This window comes from Natronorubrum thiooxidans (assembly GCF_900156475.1).
GTDB lineage: Archaea > Halobacteriota > Halobacteria > Halobacteriales > Natrialbaceae > Natronorubrum > Natronorubrum thiooxidans.
The window spans coordinates 148,161-163,125 of record NZ_FTNR01000004.1 but is presented as its reverse complement, the minus strand read 5'-3'; the positions used below and the strand labels follow the sequence as shown (position 1 = coordinate 163,125).

18 protein-coding genes and 1 pseudogene are annotated in these 14,965 nt (G+C 63.3%); 11 read left to right on the top strand and 8 right to left on the bottom strand.

The annotated features are described in order from the left end of the window. Nucleotides 1–174: 174 nt before the first annotated feature. From BW940_RS07550 to BW940_RS07540, 3 genes are all read left to right on the top strand, one after another. Complete coding sequence (locus BW940_RS07550; RefSeq protein ID WP_076608585.1) at nucleotides 175–924, top strand: competence/damage-inducible protein A; 750 nt, start codon at nucleotides 175–177, stop codon at nucleotides 922–924. 154 nt (nucleotides 925–1,078) lie between these two features. Continuing rightward, nucleotides 1,079–1,789 carry a helix-turn-helix domain-containing protein gene (locus BW940_RS07545; protein WP_076608584.1) on the top strand — a complete coding sequence of 237 codons (711 nt, stop codon included), beginning with the start codon at nucleotides 1,079–1,081 and terminating at the stop codon, nucleotides 1,787–1,789. Between the two features lie 5 nt (nucleotides 1,790–1,794). Then, complete coding sequence (locus tag BW940_RS07540) at nucleotides 1,795–1,995, top strand: hypothetical protein (protein ID WP_235847778.1); 201 nt, start codon at nucleotides 1,795–1,797, stop codon at nucleotides 1,993–1,995. Between the two features lie 75 nt (nucleotides 1,996–2,070). Here BW940_RS07540 and gcvH read toward each other — a convergent pair whose 3' ends face one another. Both gcvH and gcvT read right to left on the bottom strand, forming a co-directional pair. Continuing rightward, the gene (gene gcvH, locus BW940_RS07535) at nucleotides 2,071–2,454 is read right to left on the bottom strand and encodes a glycine cleavage system protein GcvH (protein ID WP_076608582.1); all 384 of its coding nucleotides are present in this window, start codon (nucleotides 2,452–2,454) and stop codon (nucleotides 2,071–2,073) included. Then, nucleotides 2,454–3,572, bottom strand: a complete 1,119-nt coding sequence (gene gcvT / locus BW940_RS07530) for a glycine cleavage system aminomethyltransferase GcvT (protein WP_076608581.1) — start codon at nucleotides 3,570–3,572, stop codon at nucleotides 2,454–2,456. The genes gcvH and gcvT overlap by 1 nt, the downstream gene beginning before the upstream one ends. A 120-nt stretch (nucleotides 3,573–3,692) precedes the next feature. Here gcvT and BW940_RS07525 point away from each other — a divergent pair, with 120 nt between their 5' ends. Continuing rightward, nucleotides 3,693–4,181, top strand: coding sequence for an NYN domain-containing protein (locus BW940_RS07525; protein ID WP_076608580.1), 489 nt, complete (start codon nucleotides 3,693–3,695; stop codon nucleotides 4,179–4,181). Nucleotides 4,182–4,588: 407 nt separating this feature from the next. On the opposite strand, the gene BW940_RS07520 is transcribed toward BW940_RS07525, so the two are convergent. Further along, entirely contained in the window at nucleotides 4,589–4,915 is a 327-nt protein-coding gene (locus tag BW940_RS07520; protein WP_076608579.1) for a hypothetical protein, read from the bottom strand. 370 nt (nucleotides 4,916–5,285) lie between these two features. Here BW940_RS07520 and BW940_RS07515 point away from each other — a divergent pair, with 370 nt between their 5' ends. From BW940_RS07515 to BW940_RS07505, 3 genes are all read left to right on the top strand, one after another. Continuing rightward, nucleotides 5,286–6,134 (top strand): TatD family hydrolase, encoded by an 849-nt coding sequence (locus tag BW940_RS07515; protein WP_076608578.1) that lies wholly within the window; start codon nucleotides 5,286–5,288, stop codon nucleotides 6,132–6,134. A gap of 75 nt (nucleotides 6,135–6,209) precedes the next feature. Continuing rightward, the gene (locus tag BW940_RS07510) at nucleotides 6,210–6,788 is read left to right on the top strand and encodes a DUF2150 family protein (protein ID WP_076608577.1); all 579 of its coding nucleotides are present in this window, start codon (nucleotides 6,210–6,212) and stop codon (nucleotides 6,786–6,788) included. A 399-nt stretch (nucleotides 6,789–7,187) separates the two neighbouring features. Continuing rightward, complete coding sequence (locus BW940_RS07505) at nucleotides 7,188–8,159, top strand: phosphoadenosine phosphosulfate reductase family protein (RefSeq protein WP_076608576.1); 972 nt, start codon at nucleotides 7,188–7,190, stop codon at nucleotides 8,157–8,159. A gap of 118 nt (nucleotides 8,160–8,277) precedes the next feature. Here BW940_RS07505 and BW940_RS07500 read toward each other — a convergent pair whose 3' ends face one another. The 3 genes from BW940_RS07500 to BW940_RS07490 all read right to left on the bottom strand — a co-directional run bounded on the left by BW940_RS07500 (nucleotide 8,278) and on the right by BW940_RS07490 (nucleotide 10,271). After that, nucleotides 8,278–8,469, bottom strand: coding sequence for a DUF7333 family protein (locus BW940_RS07500; RefSeq protein ID WP_076608575.1), 192 nt, complete (start codon nucleotides 8,467–8,469; stop codon nucleotides 8,278–8,280). A gap of 87 nt (nucleotides 8,470–8,556) precedes the next feature. Beyond that, on the bottom strand, nucleotides 8,557–9,327 hold the full coding sequence (locus BW940_RS07495) for a hypothetical protein (protein WP_076608574.1): 771 nt from the start codon (nucleotides 9,325–9,327) through the stop codon (nucleotides 8,557–8,559). 101 nt (nucleotides 9,328–9,428) lie between these two features. Further along, a complete protein-coding gene (locus BW940_RS07490) occupies nucleotides 9,429–10,271 on the bottom strand; it encodes an aldo/keto reductase (protein ID WP_076608573.1) in 843 nt (280 codons plus the stop codon). 127 nt (nucleotides 10,272–10,398) lie between these two features. Here BW940_RS07490 and BW940_RS07485 point away from each other — a divergent pair. Continuing rightward, nucleotides 10,399–10,524 (top strand): annotated as a pseudogene (locus BW940_RS07485) (trimeric intracellular cation channel family protein); the annotation flags it as partial. A gap of 74 nt (nucleotides 10,525–10,598) precedes the next feature. Here the strand turns inward: BW940_RS07485 and BW940_RS07480 are convergent. Then, on the bottom strand, nucleotides 10,599–11,339 hold the full coding sequence (locus BW940_RS07480; RefSeq protein WP_076608571.1) for a proteasome assembly chaperone family protein: 741 nt from the start codon (nucleotides 11,337–11,339) through the stop codon (nucleotides 10,599–10,601). A gap of 134 nt (nucleotides 11,340–11,473) precedes the next feature. Here BW940_RS07480 and BW940_RS07475 point away from each other — a divergent pair, with 134 nt between their 5' ends. Together BW940_RS07475 and BW940_RS07470 are read left to right on the top strand one after the other, a co-directional pair. Continuing rightward, on the top strand, nucleotides 11,474–12,385 hold the full coding sequence (locus BW940_RS07475) for an RsmB/NOP family class I SAM-dependent RNA methyltransferase (RefSeq protein WP_076608570.1): 912 nt from the start codon (nucleotides 11,474–11,476) through the stop codon (nucleotides 12,383–12,385). Next, the gene (locus BW940_RS07470) at nucleotides 12,382–12,888 is read left to right on the top strand and encodes a DUF7122 family protein (protein ID WP_076608569.1); all 507 of its coding nucleotides are present in this window, start codon (nucleotides 12,382–12,384) and stop codon (nucleotides 12,886–12,888) included. The genes BW940_RS07475 and BW940_RS07470 overlap by 4 nt, the downstream gene beginning before the upstream one ends. Nucleotides 12,889–12,960: 72 nt before the next feature. Here BW940_RS07470 and BW940_RS07465 read toward each other — a convergent pair whose 3' ends face one another. Next, nucleotides 12,961–14,493, bottom strand: coding sequence for a DUF790 family protein (locus BW940_RS07465; RefSeq protein WP_076608568.1), 1,533 nt, complete (start codon nucleotides 14,491–14,493; stop codon nucleotides 12,961–12,963). Nucleotides 14,494–14,715: 222 nt separating this feature from the next. Here BW940_RS07465 and BW940_RS22445 point away from each other — a divergent pair, with 222 nt between their 5' ends. Next, nucleotides 14,716–14,955: a hypothetical protein gene (locus BW940_RS22445; RefSeq protein ID WP_076608567.1), complete on the top strand. Its 240-nt coding sequence runs from the start codon at nucleotides 14,716–14,718 to the stop codon at nucleotides 14,953–14,955. The last annotated feature ends 10 nt before the right edge of the window (nucleotides 14,956–14,965 follow it).

The following is a 14,965-nucleotide window of genomic DNA, read 5'->3' as shown; positions in this document are numbered from 1 at the left end:
CACTTGGGAAACGAATTATAAAACCGTGGTGCCGTCGATGGCGAGCGTCGACGGTTACAGCCGGCGATGGGTTTTTTGATGACCAATTAATCGTTGCGAAAACGTCCGGCCGCGGTCTCGAATCGAGACGCGATCACACCATGGGGCTAATTGTCCAGAGCGCAAACGTCGCCCATGAACGTCGCAATCGTCACCGTCGGCGATGAGATTCTCGCCGGATCGACGACGAACACGAACGCCGCGTGGTTGGCCGAACGGCTCACTGATCGAGGGAGCACGGTCGAACGCATCCTGACGATCCCTGATGACCGGGACCTGATCGCCGACACCGTCGCTCGCTGGGCCGACGCGTTCGATGCCGTCATCGCCACTGGCGGGATCGGTGGCACTCCTGACGACGTGACCGTCGAAGGCGTCGCGGACGGGCTGGAACGCGACCTCGTTGTTCACGGCGGGATTAAAGACGGACTGCTCGAGAAGGCGGCTGCCTTCCGCGAGGCGAACCCGGAACTGGTCGCGGAGCACGACCTCCAACTCGATTTCGACGCCGCGGCGTCGATCCCCGAAGGCGCGACACCGATCGTCGTCGACGAGGCCTGGGCCCCGGGCTGTGTCGTCGAGAACGTCTACGTCTTTGCCGGCATTCCCGAGGAGATGCAGGCCATGTTCGAGGCTGTTGCCGACGAGTTCACCGGCGATGGCATCGCCCGGACAATCTTTACGCCAGCGCCGGAGGGAGCGCTTTACGACGCACTCGAGGGCGTGACCGAGGCGTTCGACGTGGCCGTCGGAAGCTACCCGCGCAGCGAGAATCGTCCGGGTCGAATCCGGGTCACGGGGTCGGACGAGACGACGGTCGAGAACGCAGTGGCGTGGCTCCGAACGCGAGTCGAGACGACGGACCCACCGGCGGCCAACGACTGAGACGGTCTACTGTCAGTCAGTGCCGGCGCGCCCGCCGACGGGTCGCGATTGCGCCGGGACATCGGGACAGCACCCCATCCGAACGGGCACAGCACAGGTCGTCGTGACGGCCGGTCTCCAGTAGCTACTTGAGTCGACCGGATGACGGATTCATATGAGCGGCCGTGGGCCAAAACGGGAACTCGCAGAGAAGATCGCCGGGGAGATCACGCTGAGTGACGATCCCGGTGCGACGCTGCGAAAGTGGCGAACCGACTTCGGTGTCTCGCAGACGGATCTCGCGTCGGAACTGGATATCTCCTCGTCGGTCATCTCCGATTACGAGAGCGGGCGTCGGGAGAGCCCCGGTATCGGCGTCGTTCGCCGACTCGTTACGGGGTTGCTCGCAATCGACGAACGACGGGGCGGTGACCGAATCCGCCAGTACGGCCGGGTGCTGTCGGCCGGCTTCGAAAGCGACATTGTCTACGACCTCCGGGAGTATGCGACCTCGATCCCGCTGGTGAAACTGTACGACGATATCGGCGCGACCGAGGTCGCCGCCGGCAGCACCGACCGCATCAGTGGCCACACGGTCATCAACAGTATCGAGGCGATCACCCGCCTCTCGAGTGAGGAGTTCTTCCGGCTGTACGGCCAGAGCACGAATCGCGTCCTGGTGTTTACGGGCGTCACCCGCGGCGAGTCGCCGCTGGTCGCCCTGCGGGTCGTCAACCCGACGCCGAACGCCGTGATTTTACACGGCATCGACGAGGACGAACTGTGGGATCACGCGGCCGATCTGGCCCGGATCGACGGCTACTCGCTTGCCGTGGCCGACGGTGATTTAGACGCATTGCTCGAGTACCTCGTCAGTTTGGAGTAACACAGGTGAGCGAACGGAGACACGGCATGCTCGATCGAACGGAGCGGCTGACCGTCGCACTAACGGCTGTGTTCGTCCTCACGCTAGCCGTTACGGTGTCCCTGGCCAGTCCAGTAGTGTGGCTCGTCTGGGGGACTGCGATGGTGGTACTCGCGGGAACTGCACTCGTGCTCGCAAACCGTTCGGAGCCACCGCCGGACGACTGATACGAACGACTTTAGTCGATTCTGTCGCGACCGCAGGACGGCGGTCGCGCCGGGACATCGGTACAGCAGGCCGTCTCAGGCGATTTGGTCTTCGTACGCCTCGGCGGTCAGGAGCGCCTCGAGTTCGGCCGTGTCGTCGGCGTCAATCTCGAGCATCCAGCCCTCGCCGAAGGGATCTTCGTTGACGAGTTCGGGGGCGTCGAACAGGGCCTCGTTGACCGCCGTTACCTCACCGCTGACGGGCGCATAGAGGTCCGAGACGGCTTTGATGGACTCGATAACGCCGAGGTCGTCCTCCTGCTTGAGGTGGTCGCCTTCGCCGGGGAGTTCGACGAAGACGACGTCACCGAGTTCGTCCTGTGCGAAGTCGGTGATGCCAACGCGAACGACGCCGTCGGTCTCGAGTGCCCACTCGTGCGATTCTAGATACTGTCTGTCGTCGGGAATGTCGAAGCTCATTATACTGTGTCGATAAACGGTGTCGTCTCAACTCTTGCTTTTTTTGACTGGCCGCGGACGACGACCTGCAGGGTCGTCCCCGGCTCTGCATACTCGGTCGGGACGTAGCCGAGCCCGATCGGTTTGTCGAGCGACGGGCTCATCGTCCCGCTGGTCACGGTACCGACGACCCGTCCGTCGGTGTTCGTGATGTCGTAGCCGTGTCGTGGAACGCCGCGATCGATCAGCTGGAGGCCGATCAGTTTCTCGTCGACGCCCTCCACGTCGACCTGCTCGAGGGCGTCCCGGCCGACGAACTCGGTCTCGAGGTCGACCGTAAACCCGATGCCGGCCTCGTAGGGCGTTCGCGGGTTCGACTCGAGATCGAAATCCTGGCCGGAGAGCAAGAGTCCGGCCTCGATCCGCAGCGTGTCTCGCGCGCCCAGTCCGCACGGGAGACAGTCGATGAGTCCCCAGATGTGCTCGGCTTCGGACCACGGGATGATCAGTTCGAACCCGTCCTCGCCGGTGTAGCCCGTCCGAGCGATCCAACAGGTCACGCCGTCGATGGTCGCATACTGGGCCTCGAACCGGGCCAGATCGGCGACGGACTCGTCGGTCAACTCGTCGACGAGTGTCGGTGCGTTCGGTCCCTGTACCGCGAACATGGCGTACTCGTCGGTTCGATTGTCGACGGTCGCCTCGAGACCCCATTCGTTGCGGTAGCTGATCCAGCGTTCGTGGGTTTCCTCGTCAGTGCCAGCGTTGGGAACGAAGAGATACGTCGGCTCGCCGTGCTCGCCACTCGACGCCGTGGTCTCGTTCGGGAGCCGATAGACGACGGTGTCGTCGATGATGATCCCCTCCTCGTTGGTGATCGCGGCGTACTGGGAGTCACCGACTGCGAGTCGGCTGACGTCGTTCGAGGTGAGCCGTTGCATGAGTGTCGTCGCATCCGGCCCAGTGACGTGCATCTGGCCCATATGCGAGACGTCGAACACGCCGACATCCTCACGAACGGCTGCGTGTTCCGTTCGGATCGAATCGAACTCGACCGGCATATCCCAGCCGCCAAACTCCGTAAACTTCGCTCCGCGCTCGTCGTGCGCCCCACGTAACGGCGGCGTCTGAAGCGGCATACTGGAGACGACACGCCCGGAGTAGTAATGTCTTTTCGTCGGTCGACCGACGTTGTGGCCGGGTTACACCTCGCGTCGCGTTTCGTCACACCTATTTCGCGGCCGGGGAAACGCCAGTACATGTTCGACCGCGTTCGCGCCCGTCTCGCCCGCTTCATCGGTCCCGAACCCGAACCCGAACCCGAGACTGAGACCGAGCCGACAGTGGGCCTGTTCGTCGACGGGCCGAACGTCTTTCGCGAGGAGTTCGACGTCGACTTAGACGACCTCCGGGATGCCGCCCGCGAGCTCGGTCGTGTCGGCGTGATCCGGCTCTATCTCGACGAACACGCCACGCCCGGGCTCATTCAGGCGGCCGAAGCCCGCGGCTTCGAAGTGATCATCACCAGCGGCGACGTCGACGTCAAACTCGCTGTCGACTCGACCGCTCTCGCCGGCGACGGCACACTCGATCGACTCGCGATCGTCTCTCGCGATACGGATTTCAAACCCGTCCTCGAGCACGCGGGCACCCTCGGCGTCGAAACGATCGCGGTTGCTCCGGGCGAGTACGGCCGCTCGGACGCGCTGCGAAACGCGGCCGACGAGGCGATCACGCTCGAGTCTTGAGGTGGGGTCCGTCACAACCTCTGGGGAGCATCCGTGCTGATTTTGATCCGGGAAGGATAGATGAAGACGGTGGTGAAGACGTCTTCACAGATCCTGTATTTGCCAATCCCAGTTCTACGGCCGATCTATCTTTCTATCTCTTATTTAATGAAAATCAGCTGACTAATTCCTGTATGACCAACGGAATCCAAGATCCGCCGAATTAGGCCTTGAGACGTATTCTACCCCACCGTCTTCATGAGGGATGTAGCGCGACGGATTGTGGGCTACCCATCCCTTGCCGGAAACCGCGTGCGAGAGACAGAGTTTGAGTTCAGCAAACACAGAATGCGAACCAGTGGCCGACGCACTCGGCGATTCTCCAAAGCGGAATCACGACCCAAGCGAATGAGATCCGCCAGCGGCGCTCATAGCACTCGCAGTCGGTATCCCTCGATAGCGCTCTCATCAGTAACCCGTCCGGCCTCAACTGCGGCGTCGAGCAGTTCGGCAACGAACTCTTTGGGTACCTCAATACCGATAAAATCGGTTCCGTCACGCCCCGTCGTCAGCCGCGCCATTGTTCGGCTGGTGCCGTCGTCGTTGTAGATGCTCCCGACACGGTCATCGTTCCGCAGGAACCGGAGAGTTACGTCGGTTGGCTCGATCGACTCGAAGTTCACCTCGAACACCCGATCATCATCCTCTATCCGCGCTAGCATGAGGTCATCTTTCTCGGTAATGATTGTCTTCATACCTCGATTATAGGGTCGAAACATATAATATGCTGACGTGAAGTCGTCGTACAGGCTCTGTCAGCTGGTTCCACCGCCGAAAACAATAGAAAACGGTCACCACCGCTGTGTGCCGAATCTACGGCTCAAAACCGCGAAGATCTGCAAGACAAGTGCGCTGTATCTCGCACGGCTGTTGGAACAGTTCGTTGTACTGGTAGAAATCTCGGCGATCAATACGCGCCTGTAGTGAACGTCTCTCTCGAGCGAAGACACGGCTGAAACGACAGCACTCGAGACCGTCGGAAAGCAGGCCTGCAGTCACACACGTCCCACGGCCGAGGCATTCGAAGTCGGTGACTTTTCACGCACGGCAGCCACAGTAGCGGCCATGATCGACGAGATGCCGGTGCTCGACAACCACCTCCACCTCGATCCGGACCATCATCGCGGTATCGACGCCGTCCGGGACTTCGCCCGCGTTGGCGGCACCCACCTGCTCGTGGTGAACAAACCTTCGTGGCATCTCGGTGTCGAAGCCGAGACTGGCGAGGACTTCAGGGCCGTCTTCGAGCGAACCATCGAGGTCGTCGAGGACGCCTCGAGCGAACTCGAGGGGCGAGCCTGGCCCATCCTGGGCATCCACCCTGGACTGATCTCGCGGCTGGTCGACGATCGCGGCTTCAGTCCCGACGACGCGCGCGACCTGATGCAAGCCGGAATCGACGTCGCGGCCGAGTACGTCGACGCGGGCGAGGCGCTGGCGCTGAAATCCGGCCGGCCCCACTACGAGGTCGATGACGCCGTCTGGGCGGCCTCGAACGCCGTCATGCGCCACGCGTTCGAGCGCGCGAGCGATCTCGAGTGTGCCGTGCAACTCCACGCCGAGGGGAGCGAGGACATGACCGAGGTCACGGACTGGGCCGAGGCGGTCGGGCTCCCGGCGCACAAGGTCGTCAAGCACTACGCTGGCGGGCGACTCGAGGGGCCGATTCCGAGCGTGATCTGTGACAAAGACGACCTCGAGACGGCCGCCGAGCGCGGCGAGCCCTTTTTGATGGAGACCGACTATATCGATGATCCCGACCGCCCGGGGGCCGTGTTAGGGCCGAAAACGGTGCCGCGGCGAGTCAGTTGGCTGCTCGAGAACGGCCACGAGGACGCCGTCCGAAACGCACACGTCGAAACGCCCGCGCTCGTCTACGGCATCGACACCGAAGACGGCCCCGAGCGGCCCTGAAACCGGTGATAGGCGTTCGTTCGGATCAACGCACAGTAGAGAAAGGCATTTCAAGCGGCCGGTGTAGGTGTCTGTATGAGCAATCCCCCGACCGAGTTCTACTCGGAGGAACGCTGGCAGAACTGGATCGGCCGCATCAAAGACGAAGAGATCGATCCGGAGGACGAATCGTCGGCCCGACTCCTGTTGAACCTGCAGGACGATACGGCGATCGCGATCGCCAAGATCGTCGCCGCCTACGACGATGGGGACCTCGAACAAGAGGACGCGCTCGCGGAGATCGGCGACGTTCGCGAGATCGTCCTCGGCGAAGTTGATATCGAAGACGAAGAGAAACTGATCCTCGTCGACGGCGTCCAGACAAGTCTCGTCTGTGTCTTTTTCGCCGCCGAGGAGTTCATCGCCGGTGGCCCTGCAGACGAAGGCAGCGTCGGCGATTATCTCGGCGCTGCGGCCGACGCCGAAGCCGAAGAGGATCTCGACGCCGCACTCGGCTACGCCGCACAGGCTGGGACACTCATCATCGACGGCGAGGAACTCGATATTTCCATCGCAGAGGACCTCGAGTACGGACTCGTCACGGAGTGGATCAACGGCCTCGACAGCCTCCAGAGCGCGATGAGCGATCCGGAAGTCGTCGAGGAAGACGAGTAGAGTTGCACTCGGGAACGCACGACCCGGCGCAGCTGTGTTCTGCGGTCTGTCACGGCAGCAGTCTACATACCCCGGCGATCGGTAGTGACAGCCGATTCTGATCACGCCACTACTTGTCGCTTCTGTTCGCCTTCGAGCTGGTGGGACTCTGCCGCCGGAGCGGTCGTCTTGTGATCATTCCACACCGTTTCCGAGACGAAAGGCTCTGTTCTGAACTCGATGATAGATAGTCATAAAGCAGTGGTACACGGCTGATTACGGCGTTTCCCACTGTGTTCCGACTCAAAATTCTCGAGTACTGCGGCCGAACGATAGTGTCAAGCCATCGTCGCAGCTTCCGACAGACGTTTCCGCTCCCACAAAGCGTTTAACCGTGGTAATTATATCTAATTACAACTCATGCCAGCGAACTTCCCCGAGTACGTCGACGTCGATTATGACGACGGCACCGGCGAAACGCCCGCGGACTATCCACACATTCAGGACCAAATCGAGAAGGCGATCGAAGTCACCCGACAGGGGCTCGAGCAGTACGAGAACCCAGCCGTCATGTGGACCGGTGGGAAGGACTCCACGCTCGTCCTCTACTTCGTCAAGGAAGTCGCCGACCGCTTCGATCTCGAGGTACCGCCGGCGATCTTCATCGACCACTACCAGCACTTCGACGAGATTCACGACTTCGTCGACCACTGGGCCGACGAGTGGGATCTCGAGGTTATTTACGCGCGCAACGAGGACATCGGCGAGTACGTCGACGAACACGGTCTCGAGCCCGGCGACGACATCGAGATTCCGGACCTCTCCGAGCACAACCAGCATCACGTCGAGAACATCCTCGAGTACGAGGAAGACACGTTCCCGTTCCTGCTCGACACCTACGTCGGCAACCACCTCCTGAAGACGGTCGCGCTGAACAACGCGCTCGAGGAGTACGCCGTCGACGGCGTCATCTCCGGCGTCCGCTGGGACGAACAGGAAGCGCGTGCCGACGAGACGTTCTTCTCGCCGCGTCACGACCCCGACATCTACCCACCCCACGACCGCGTCCAGCCCATCCTGCAGTTCGACGAGGCTGCCGTCTGGGAGGCGTTCTGGAACTTCGTCGTGCCCGACACCGTCCCCGAGTTCCCCGACGACGGCTACATCCCACAGAGCGACACGGACCTGCCGAACGACCTGAGCCAGGACGACATCCCCGTCTCGCCCAAATACTTCGCCGGCTTCCGCTCGCTCGGCAGCGAGATCAGCACCGAAAAGAGCGACGAGGACCCCGCCTGGCTGCAGGACCTCGAGGGAACGACCGAGCGTGCGGGCCGCGCCCAGGACAAAGAGGACCTGATGGAGCGCCTGCGCGACCTCGGCTACATGTAGACTCGGCCGACTCGTCATCACATCGCTGTGCGATCGATTTTTGTGCGGACGTCATCGGACTCGAGCGACAGCAATCGCGTCAGTGCTCGAGTTGGGTCAGAATCGGATTCCGAACGTATCAGTGCTGTGCGCGGTGCTCGCCGTGTTTGACGCCAATCGCGAGCATGAGCAGTCCGAAGACGATCATCGACGGCGCAACCATCATCAGTACGGTGTTCATGGTCATCATGGGGGCAGCGATCAAGCCGCCGACGCCGATGGCGATCACGAGAAGAAATACACCTGCTGTCGTCGGGAGGTTGAACTCCATACGTGGTCGTTAGCAATCGGACACCTAATGCTGCCGGGAATCGGCAGTCCGTTCACATCGGTTGGTCGAAGGCCGGAAAACGAGACATTATTGCGCTGGTCGGACCAGGTTCGCCAGCGCGGTGACGACGCCGAGGAACCAGCCGAGCGGGAACGAGATGCCGGTCCACATCGCCGCGTAGGCCGCCCCTTCGAGGTCGAAGTTCCCCCGCAGATACTCGTTGATGCCGCCAACGTAGAGCACGTTGTCGAGCACCCAGACGGCGAAGTCGTAGCTGGGTTCCAAGATGACGCCCTCGAGCGACGGCGTGACGAGTGCGGCGACGACGGGCGGCAAGAACAGCGCCGTCATCGCGAAGGGGTAGGCGAGGACGACCGTGAGCCATCGACCGCCGACCTTCGAGCACGTGGCGGCGAGCGCGGTCGACACCGTCGCGACGCCACTGGCCGCGGCGACGGCCAGCACCGCGTCGAACGGGATGTCGACCTGTTCCATGTAGGACATCGCGCCCCAGGCGAGCGTCAACAGCCCCCAGCCGAGCAGGGCGATGCCCGTGACGCCGATGATGCCGAGACGCGTCCGCGTCGAGTCGAGTTTCGCCGCATAGTAGCGGGTACCAAAGCCGATAACGGTCAGTGGATACAGGACCAGCAAGCCGAGCAGTCCGAGAACGCTCCAGCCCCGGTAGGCGATGCGCTGGGGGACCGTTTCGGGTTGCCATTTCCCCATGACGGAGTGGCCGCGGCCACGCTGGCGTGGAAAGACGAGTTCCATCCAGGCACCGTGTAACCGCTGGACGTCGGTTTTGATCGCCCCGACGACCCCACCGCCGCCACGTTGTCGTGAGCGGGTAGACATACGCGAGCCAAAAAGCCGGCGTACCGTAAACTTTCCTGCTTTTCTGGATCTGCTAGATGTCGATCGAACCGACTGGAGCGTGCAGACACTGAACAGTGACGTCAGTTCCAGGGTGCGAAGTCGGGATCGACTTCCCGACTCCGCTCCTCGATGCTGTCGATCGCGTCGATATCCTCCTGGGCTAACTCGAGCGCCAGCGACGCCCAGTTATCTCGGATGTGTGCCTCTCCGGTCGCTTTCGGAATCGCGGTAACGCCCTTCTCGCGCAGCCAGGCGAGGCTGACCTGTGCCTCGCTAACGCCGTGTTCGTCCGCGATAGCCTGTATCTCGGGCTGGTCGAACACGCCACCGCGGGCCAGCGGCGAGTAGGCGACCAGTTCGATATCGTGTTGCTCGCAGGTTTCTCGAAGCTCCTCCTGGGGCAACAGTGGGTGCAGTTCGACCTGATTCGCCAGAATCGGGACGTCACAGACCTCGATGGCTTCCTCGAGTTGCTCGGGTTCGAAGTTGCTCACCCCAACGTTCTCGATCAGACCCTCGTCGTACAGCTCTGAGAAGGCCTCGAGGGTGGCCTCGGGGTCGTACGTCCGGGCCGGCCAGTGGACGTACAGCAGGTCGACGTACTCGACACCGAGTCGGTCGAGGCTCTCGCGGGCCGTCTCGAGGACGTCGTCGGATTCGAGGTTCGAGATCCAGATCTTGGTCGCGAGGAAGACCTCCTCGCGGTCGACGTCGGCTCGAGCGATCCCCTCGCCGACGGCGGCCTCGTTGTCGTATATTTGGGCGGTGTCGATGTGTCGATATCCCGTCTCGAGGGCCGTTCGGACGCTTTCGGCACACTGCTCGGGGTCTTCGTTCTGCCAGGTACCGAGGCCGAGCATCGGCATATCGTCTGCGGTTGGACACGTTTCAGGAGTGACAGCTGTGGCGTCTTCTGTTCCCATACGTGAGAGAAGAGCCAGCGTGCGAAAAGGGATTTGGGTTGCGGCTAGTGGTTCGGTTTCCGTTCGTGACGGCCGTATATCGAGTCGCCCCACGGCCGATCCGTTCGTCGTGGTGAACACGATCGGGCTGGCGATTCAATCGCTGGGCGAGAGCAGCCTCGGCGTGGTCGGCATCGGTCTGGCGATCGGCCTCTATCACGCCCTCGAGTCCCCCGACAATCACCCGATCACGCTGGTTTCCGACGCCGTCGGCGACGACGTCGGCAAGCAGCAGGGTGGCTCTCTCGAGTGACCGACTCGCCACGAGGAAAGCGTGGCTTCAGAGCGCTACTGGTACATCCGCAGCGGCTGAGCCTGCGAACTTTCTTCCTGTCCGATGGCCTGCATCTGCTGGGCGAACGCCTCTCGTTTGGCTTTGATTTCCTCGGCTCGCTCGAGAAGGTCGTCCGTCTCGATCGAGAGGTCGGCGATCGGCGCGATTGCCTCGTCTATGAGCACGCTTGCGGCCTCGGGGTCGGGAAACTGGGGGCTACATTCGACGACGAGGCCGTAGCTGTCGTGGTCGAGGTGTGCGGCACGGTCGATCAGCGCCCCCGTCGGCCCGGTGATGACGCCGTCTTCGGGTGGTGCGGCGATATCGTGGCCGTCGAGCGTCTCGCTTGCGCTGCCGGTCGCGATCCCGTACAGATCCGGTTTCGTCTCGCGCTCTGCGGGGAGGCCGCTGAGATAGATCGGCGTCGCGTCGTGGTCGACGACCCAGCGCGTCACGCAGTCGGCGACGTTGTTGACGGCAGCCGAAACGATCGGCACGTCGCTCTGGAGCGCCAGTAAGTTGTGCTCGTCGCTGACGTAGAGGCGAACCGGTGGGCGAGCGGTTCGGTCGCCGCCCCGGTAGACGCCGATCCGGGGGAGGCCCTCACAGTCGATGCTCGCGTAGTAGCGCATCTCGAGTTGGTCGATGAGGTGGTCGGTCGCGATCTTGCCGACGAGCCCGATACCGGGGAACCCTTCGACGAGCGTCGGCTCCTCGAGGTCCGGTTCCGGTCCCTTGGTGCACAATCCAGCCATACAGAGACAATCGCACGCAGGTCGCATAAAGACGGTGCTGGTGTGTTCGGCCAGCAACAGCGAACGGGGCCGAGACGACCGACCCCGCCACGCCTTCGAAACCCACAAACGACGGGCGCTCGAATTTCGGCCCAATGGAGCCACTCGAGCGGTATCGACCGATTATCGACGATTTCGAGGCGTTTCTCGCTGCATGCGAGCGGCCACTCGGCAACACCGTGCGCGTCAACACGATCAAGGGGTCCGTCGAGCGAACGCTCGAGGCCCTAGCCGACGACGGCATCGCGTACGAGCAGGCCGACTGGAACCCACGCGTGGTGCGCCTCGAGACGGACTCGCCGGGATCAACGTGGACGTCGTTTCACGGCCTGACCCACGGCCAGGAGGAGGTGTCGGCGGTGCCGCCGGTCGTCCTCGATCCCCAACCCGGCGAGCGCGTTTGGGATAGCTGTGCCGCACCGGGCGGGAAGGCGACCCAGCTCGCCGCGCTGATGGACGACCGCGGAACCGTGGTCGCAAACGACAACAACCTCGGCCGGATCTCGGCGCTGCGATTCAACGCCGAGCGACTCGGCGCGACGAGTCTCGCCGTAACCAACGCCGACGCCCGAACCTACTCGCTCAAGCGGTTTCCGTTCGACGAGTTCGATCGGGCGCTCGTCGACGCCCCCTGTTCGTGTGAGGGGACGATCCGGAAGAACCCCGACGCGCTCGACAACTGGAACGAAGGCCACATCAGCTCCGTCTCGGGCATCCAGAAAGGCATTCTCCGGCGGGCCGTCCAGGCCACACGCGAGGGCGGCACCGTCGTCTACTCGACGTGTACGTTCGCCCCCGAGGAGAACGAGGCCGTTGTCCAGCACACCCTCGATAACGAGTCCTGTCGCGTCGTCGACTTCGACCTCGGCCTCGAGCACTCGCCAGGGCTGTCGGAGTGGGACGGCGAGACGTTCGACGACGCACTCGAGCGCGCCGCCAGGATCTACCCTCACCAGAACGACACCGGCGGCTTTTTCCTCGCGAAGTTGGAGGTGACCGCCGAATGAGCGACAACGACGGGCAGCAATTCGACCGACTCCCCGCGACGGCAGCGGAGCGAACCGTCGAGGGCCGAGCCAGCCGCGAGGAGGTGATCGACTACTTCGAGGACCGCTTTGGCATCCCACCGGAGACGTTCGCAGACTACACCTTCTGGGAGAAAGGGGCCGGCAAGATCTGGATCTACGCGGGCGAGGCATCGACGCCGCTCGGGATCGAAGCGATCGGGATGACCTGCCTCCGCACGCGACAGGAACACTGGAAGCCGACGACGGACTTCGTCCAGCGTTTCGGCCAGTTCGCCACCGACTGCGTGATCGAACTCGAGCGCGAGCAGGCGCGAGCGTTCGCAGCCGGCGAGGATCAGAACCTCGAGTGGTGGGACGGCGACTGGGGATACCTCATCGCTGCGCACGAACTTGCAGGCGACCTCGAGCCGCTCGGGATCGGCCTCTACGTCCACGGCGAGTTGCGATCGATGGTGCCGAAAGGCCGCCAGCGAGACATCTGAACTGCCGCCGCTCGAATATCGTCAGTGCCGCTTTTTCCTGCCGTTCGTGCCGACACGAGAACAGTTGAATCGCTATCGCTCACGGATCGTCCCGCCGGCCAGCCCCTCCCACTCGACGCGATAGCCCAGTTCGGCGAGGGTCGCACTCGAGTCCCCGATGCCGACGTCCTCGAAGACGGCCTCAGCCTCCGAAAGCGCCATCCCCGCCTCGATCTCGTCGGCGAGTGTCTCGAGCACGGCTGGCCGAACGAGCATCCGCCCGACCTGCTCGTGGTCGGGAAACGCGACGTCCACGAGGGCGTCTTCGCTGACGCCGTGGCGCTCGGCCAGCGACTCGAGTGAGACGACGTCGTCGTCTGGCTGCAGTTCGTTGGGCAGCGCGGTCGCGCTCTGGGCGACGAGTTGGCGCTCGTACTCCCGGAGCACGTCGGCGACGGCTTTCAGCCGAACCGTCCCGGAGTAGGGAATCGCCCGGAAGTCGCGTGCGGCGATCTCTTCGCCGACGCCGAGTGACTCGTCGACGGCGACGATCAGTTCGACGTCCTCGAGGTCGGCCAGTTGGGCGAGTTTCTTCTCGACGTACTCGGGCGTCCAAAAGCCCATAATCTCGAAGTAGACGCGGAAGTCGCTGTGCTGGTAGTCAAAAGCGAAGTCGGGAATCATCACCCGCGTCCCCGTCGCGAGCGGTTCGGGTTCGCGCACGAGGTCCCACTCGAGGTCGAGGTTCGAGAACCGACCAGCGAAGTCGGCCTCGACGCCGCTGTCGAACGAGACGTCCGCGACGGGGTCGGCGTCGGGCGCGCGGACGGGATCGTCGTGGGACAGCGACAGCGTCCGCTCGGTCCCGCGGTCGTCGATCGTCGCCTCGAGCGACCACTCGGTGGCTTTCGTCACCGTTCGCAGGAGTCGGGCGAAACGGGTGCCGTACCGACGGGTCGCCCGGAAGAGGTGGGTGGGGCCGGTGACGATCACCTCGCGTTTGGCGATCCCCGTGTGTTCGCCCGCGTTTTCGCCCTCGAGGCGGCGAATCTCGTACATCAGTCGGAGGCGCTTGATCGCCGAAATCAGCGCCTTCGGATCGCTCGAGCGAACCCGCAGTTCGGTCGCGTCGAACAGCGTCGTCTGAGCGAGCGACAGATTGTACTGGGCGAGGAGGTCGTCGGGGCCCCACCGTGGGTCGAACGCGGTGAGCATCTGTCGCTCCTCGAGGTCGGCGTACAGCGCGCGCTCGAGGGCGTCCGCGGAACACGACAGCGACTCGCCGGCCCGGATGAGCGCCATCGTTCGGTCGTCCTCGCTGACGACGCCGACGGCCTCGGCAGCCTCGAAGGCGGCTCGGCGGGCGCGTTCGGGTTCGACTACGGCGTCCGTTTCGAACGTCGCCTCGCGCTCGAGCAGCGCGGCGAACCCGCGGACGAGTTTAAAATCCGGCGCGTCGGCCTCGAGGTCGGCGAGTGCGTCCTCGAGGGTGGCTCGCGGTTCGCCGACGTGGCCCTGATACGTGCCGATGACACGGGCCGCCAACGGCCGGTGTTCCCGGCCGGCGAACTGGGGATGGTAGCTGCCACCGGCCCTCGAGACACGGAGCAGATCCTTCGTCAGCATGTCGGGGTGTCGGCGCGGGAGGGGCAAAAAGACCCTGTTGCTGTGCCAGCGCGGGCAAGTCCCGGTACTCGTTTGGCCGATAGGATTACGAAACCGGTTGCCGACGGATCGCTGTCGACGCGTTCAGGTGGACTGGAGCCCGTTCGTCGGGGTCGAACGGAACGTCGCCCTGTGATGGGACGGTGCAGTCGTGGTCGGTGTCGACAGCGTCATCGAACCCAGATGGTTCGGTTCACCGACCGCATTCCCAAGGAACTGGACGACGGCGGAACTGACGCACCGCCGTACAAGGGCTGGATGGGGTCGCGTCACATGAGCGCGCTCGACACCTCGCGACGACCGAACGTCGTATCGACGCTGAGCGAAGAAACCGGGCGTGTGACACGCTTCGAGAATGGGTCGTTCGAGTCAACTATTCGAACGGCACTTGGTGGCGAGTGGAATCCACGCGCCTCGTCCTGAGCGGCCCGGG

Coding starts and splice junctions, on each gene's coding strand:
- BW940_RS07550 (WP_076608585.1), top strand. CDS start 175: ATGAACGTCGCAATCGTCACCGTCGGCGATGAGATTCTCGCCGGATCG.
- BW940_RS07545 (WP_076608584.1), top strand. CDS start 1,079: ATGAGCGGCCGTGGGCCAAAACGGGAACTCGCAGAGAAGATCGCCGGG.
- gcvH (WP_076608582.1), bottom strand. CDS start 2,454: ATGAGCTTCGACATTCCCGACGACAGACAGTATCTAGAATCGCACGAG.
- gcvT (WP_076608581.1), bottom strand. CDS start 3,572: ATGCCGCTTCAGACGCCGCCGTTACGTGGGGCGCACGACGAGCGCGGA.
- BW940_RS07525 (WP_076608580.1), top strand. CDS start 3,693: ATGTTCGACCGCGTTCGCGCCCGTCTCGCCCGCTTCATCGGTCCCGAA.
- BW940_RS07520 (WP_076608579.1), bottom strand. CDS start 4,915: ATGAAGACAATCATTACCGAGAAAGATGACCTCATGCTAGCGCGGATA.
- BW940_RS07515 (WP_076608578.1), top strand. CDS start 5,286: ATGATCGACGAGATGCCGGTGCTCGACAACCACCTCCACCTCGATCCG.
- BW940_RS07510 (WP_076608577.1), top strand. CDS start 6,210: ATGAGCAATCCCCCGACCGAGTTCTACTCGGAGGAACGCTGGCAGAAC.
- BW940_RS07505 (WP_076608576.1), top strand. CDS start 7,188: ATGCCAGCGAACTTCCCCGAGTACGTCGACGTCGATTATGACGACGGC.
- BW940_RS07500 (WP_076608575.1), bottom strand. CDS start 8,469: ATGGAGTTCAACCTCCCGACGACAGCAGGTGTATTTCTTCTCGTGATC.
- BW940_RS07495 (WP_076608574.1), bottom strand. CDS start 9,327: ATGTCTACCCGCTCACGACAACGTGGCGGCGGTGGGGTCGTCGGGGCG.
- BW940_RS07490 (WP_076608573.1), bottom strand. CDS start 10,271: ATGGGAACAGAAGACGCCACAGCTGTCACTCCTGAAACGTGTCCAACC.
- BW940_RS07480 (WP_076608571.1), bottom strand. CDS start 11,339: ATGGCTGGATTGTGCACCAAGGGACCGGAACCGGACCTCGAGGAGCCG.
- BW940_RS07475 (WP_076608570.1), top strand. CDS start 11,474: ATGGAGCCACTCGAGCGGTATCGACCGATTATCGACGATTTCGAGGCG.
- BW940_RS07470 (WP_076608569.1), top strand. CDS start 12,382: ATGAGCGACAACGACGGGCAGCAATTCGACCGACTCCCCGCGACGGCA.
- BW940_RS07465 (WP_076608568.1), bottom strand. CDS start 14,493: ATGCTGACGAAGGATCTGCTCCGTGTCTCGAGGGCCGGTGGCAGCTAC.
- BW940_RS22445 (WP_076608567.1), top strand. CDS start 14,716: ATGGTTCGGTTCACCGACCGCATTCCCAAGGAACTGGACGACGGCGGA.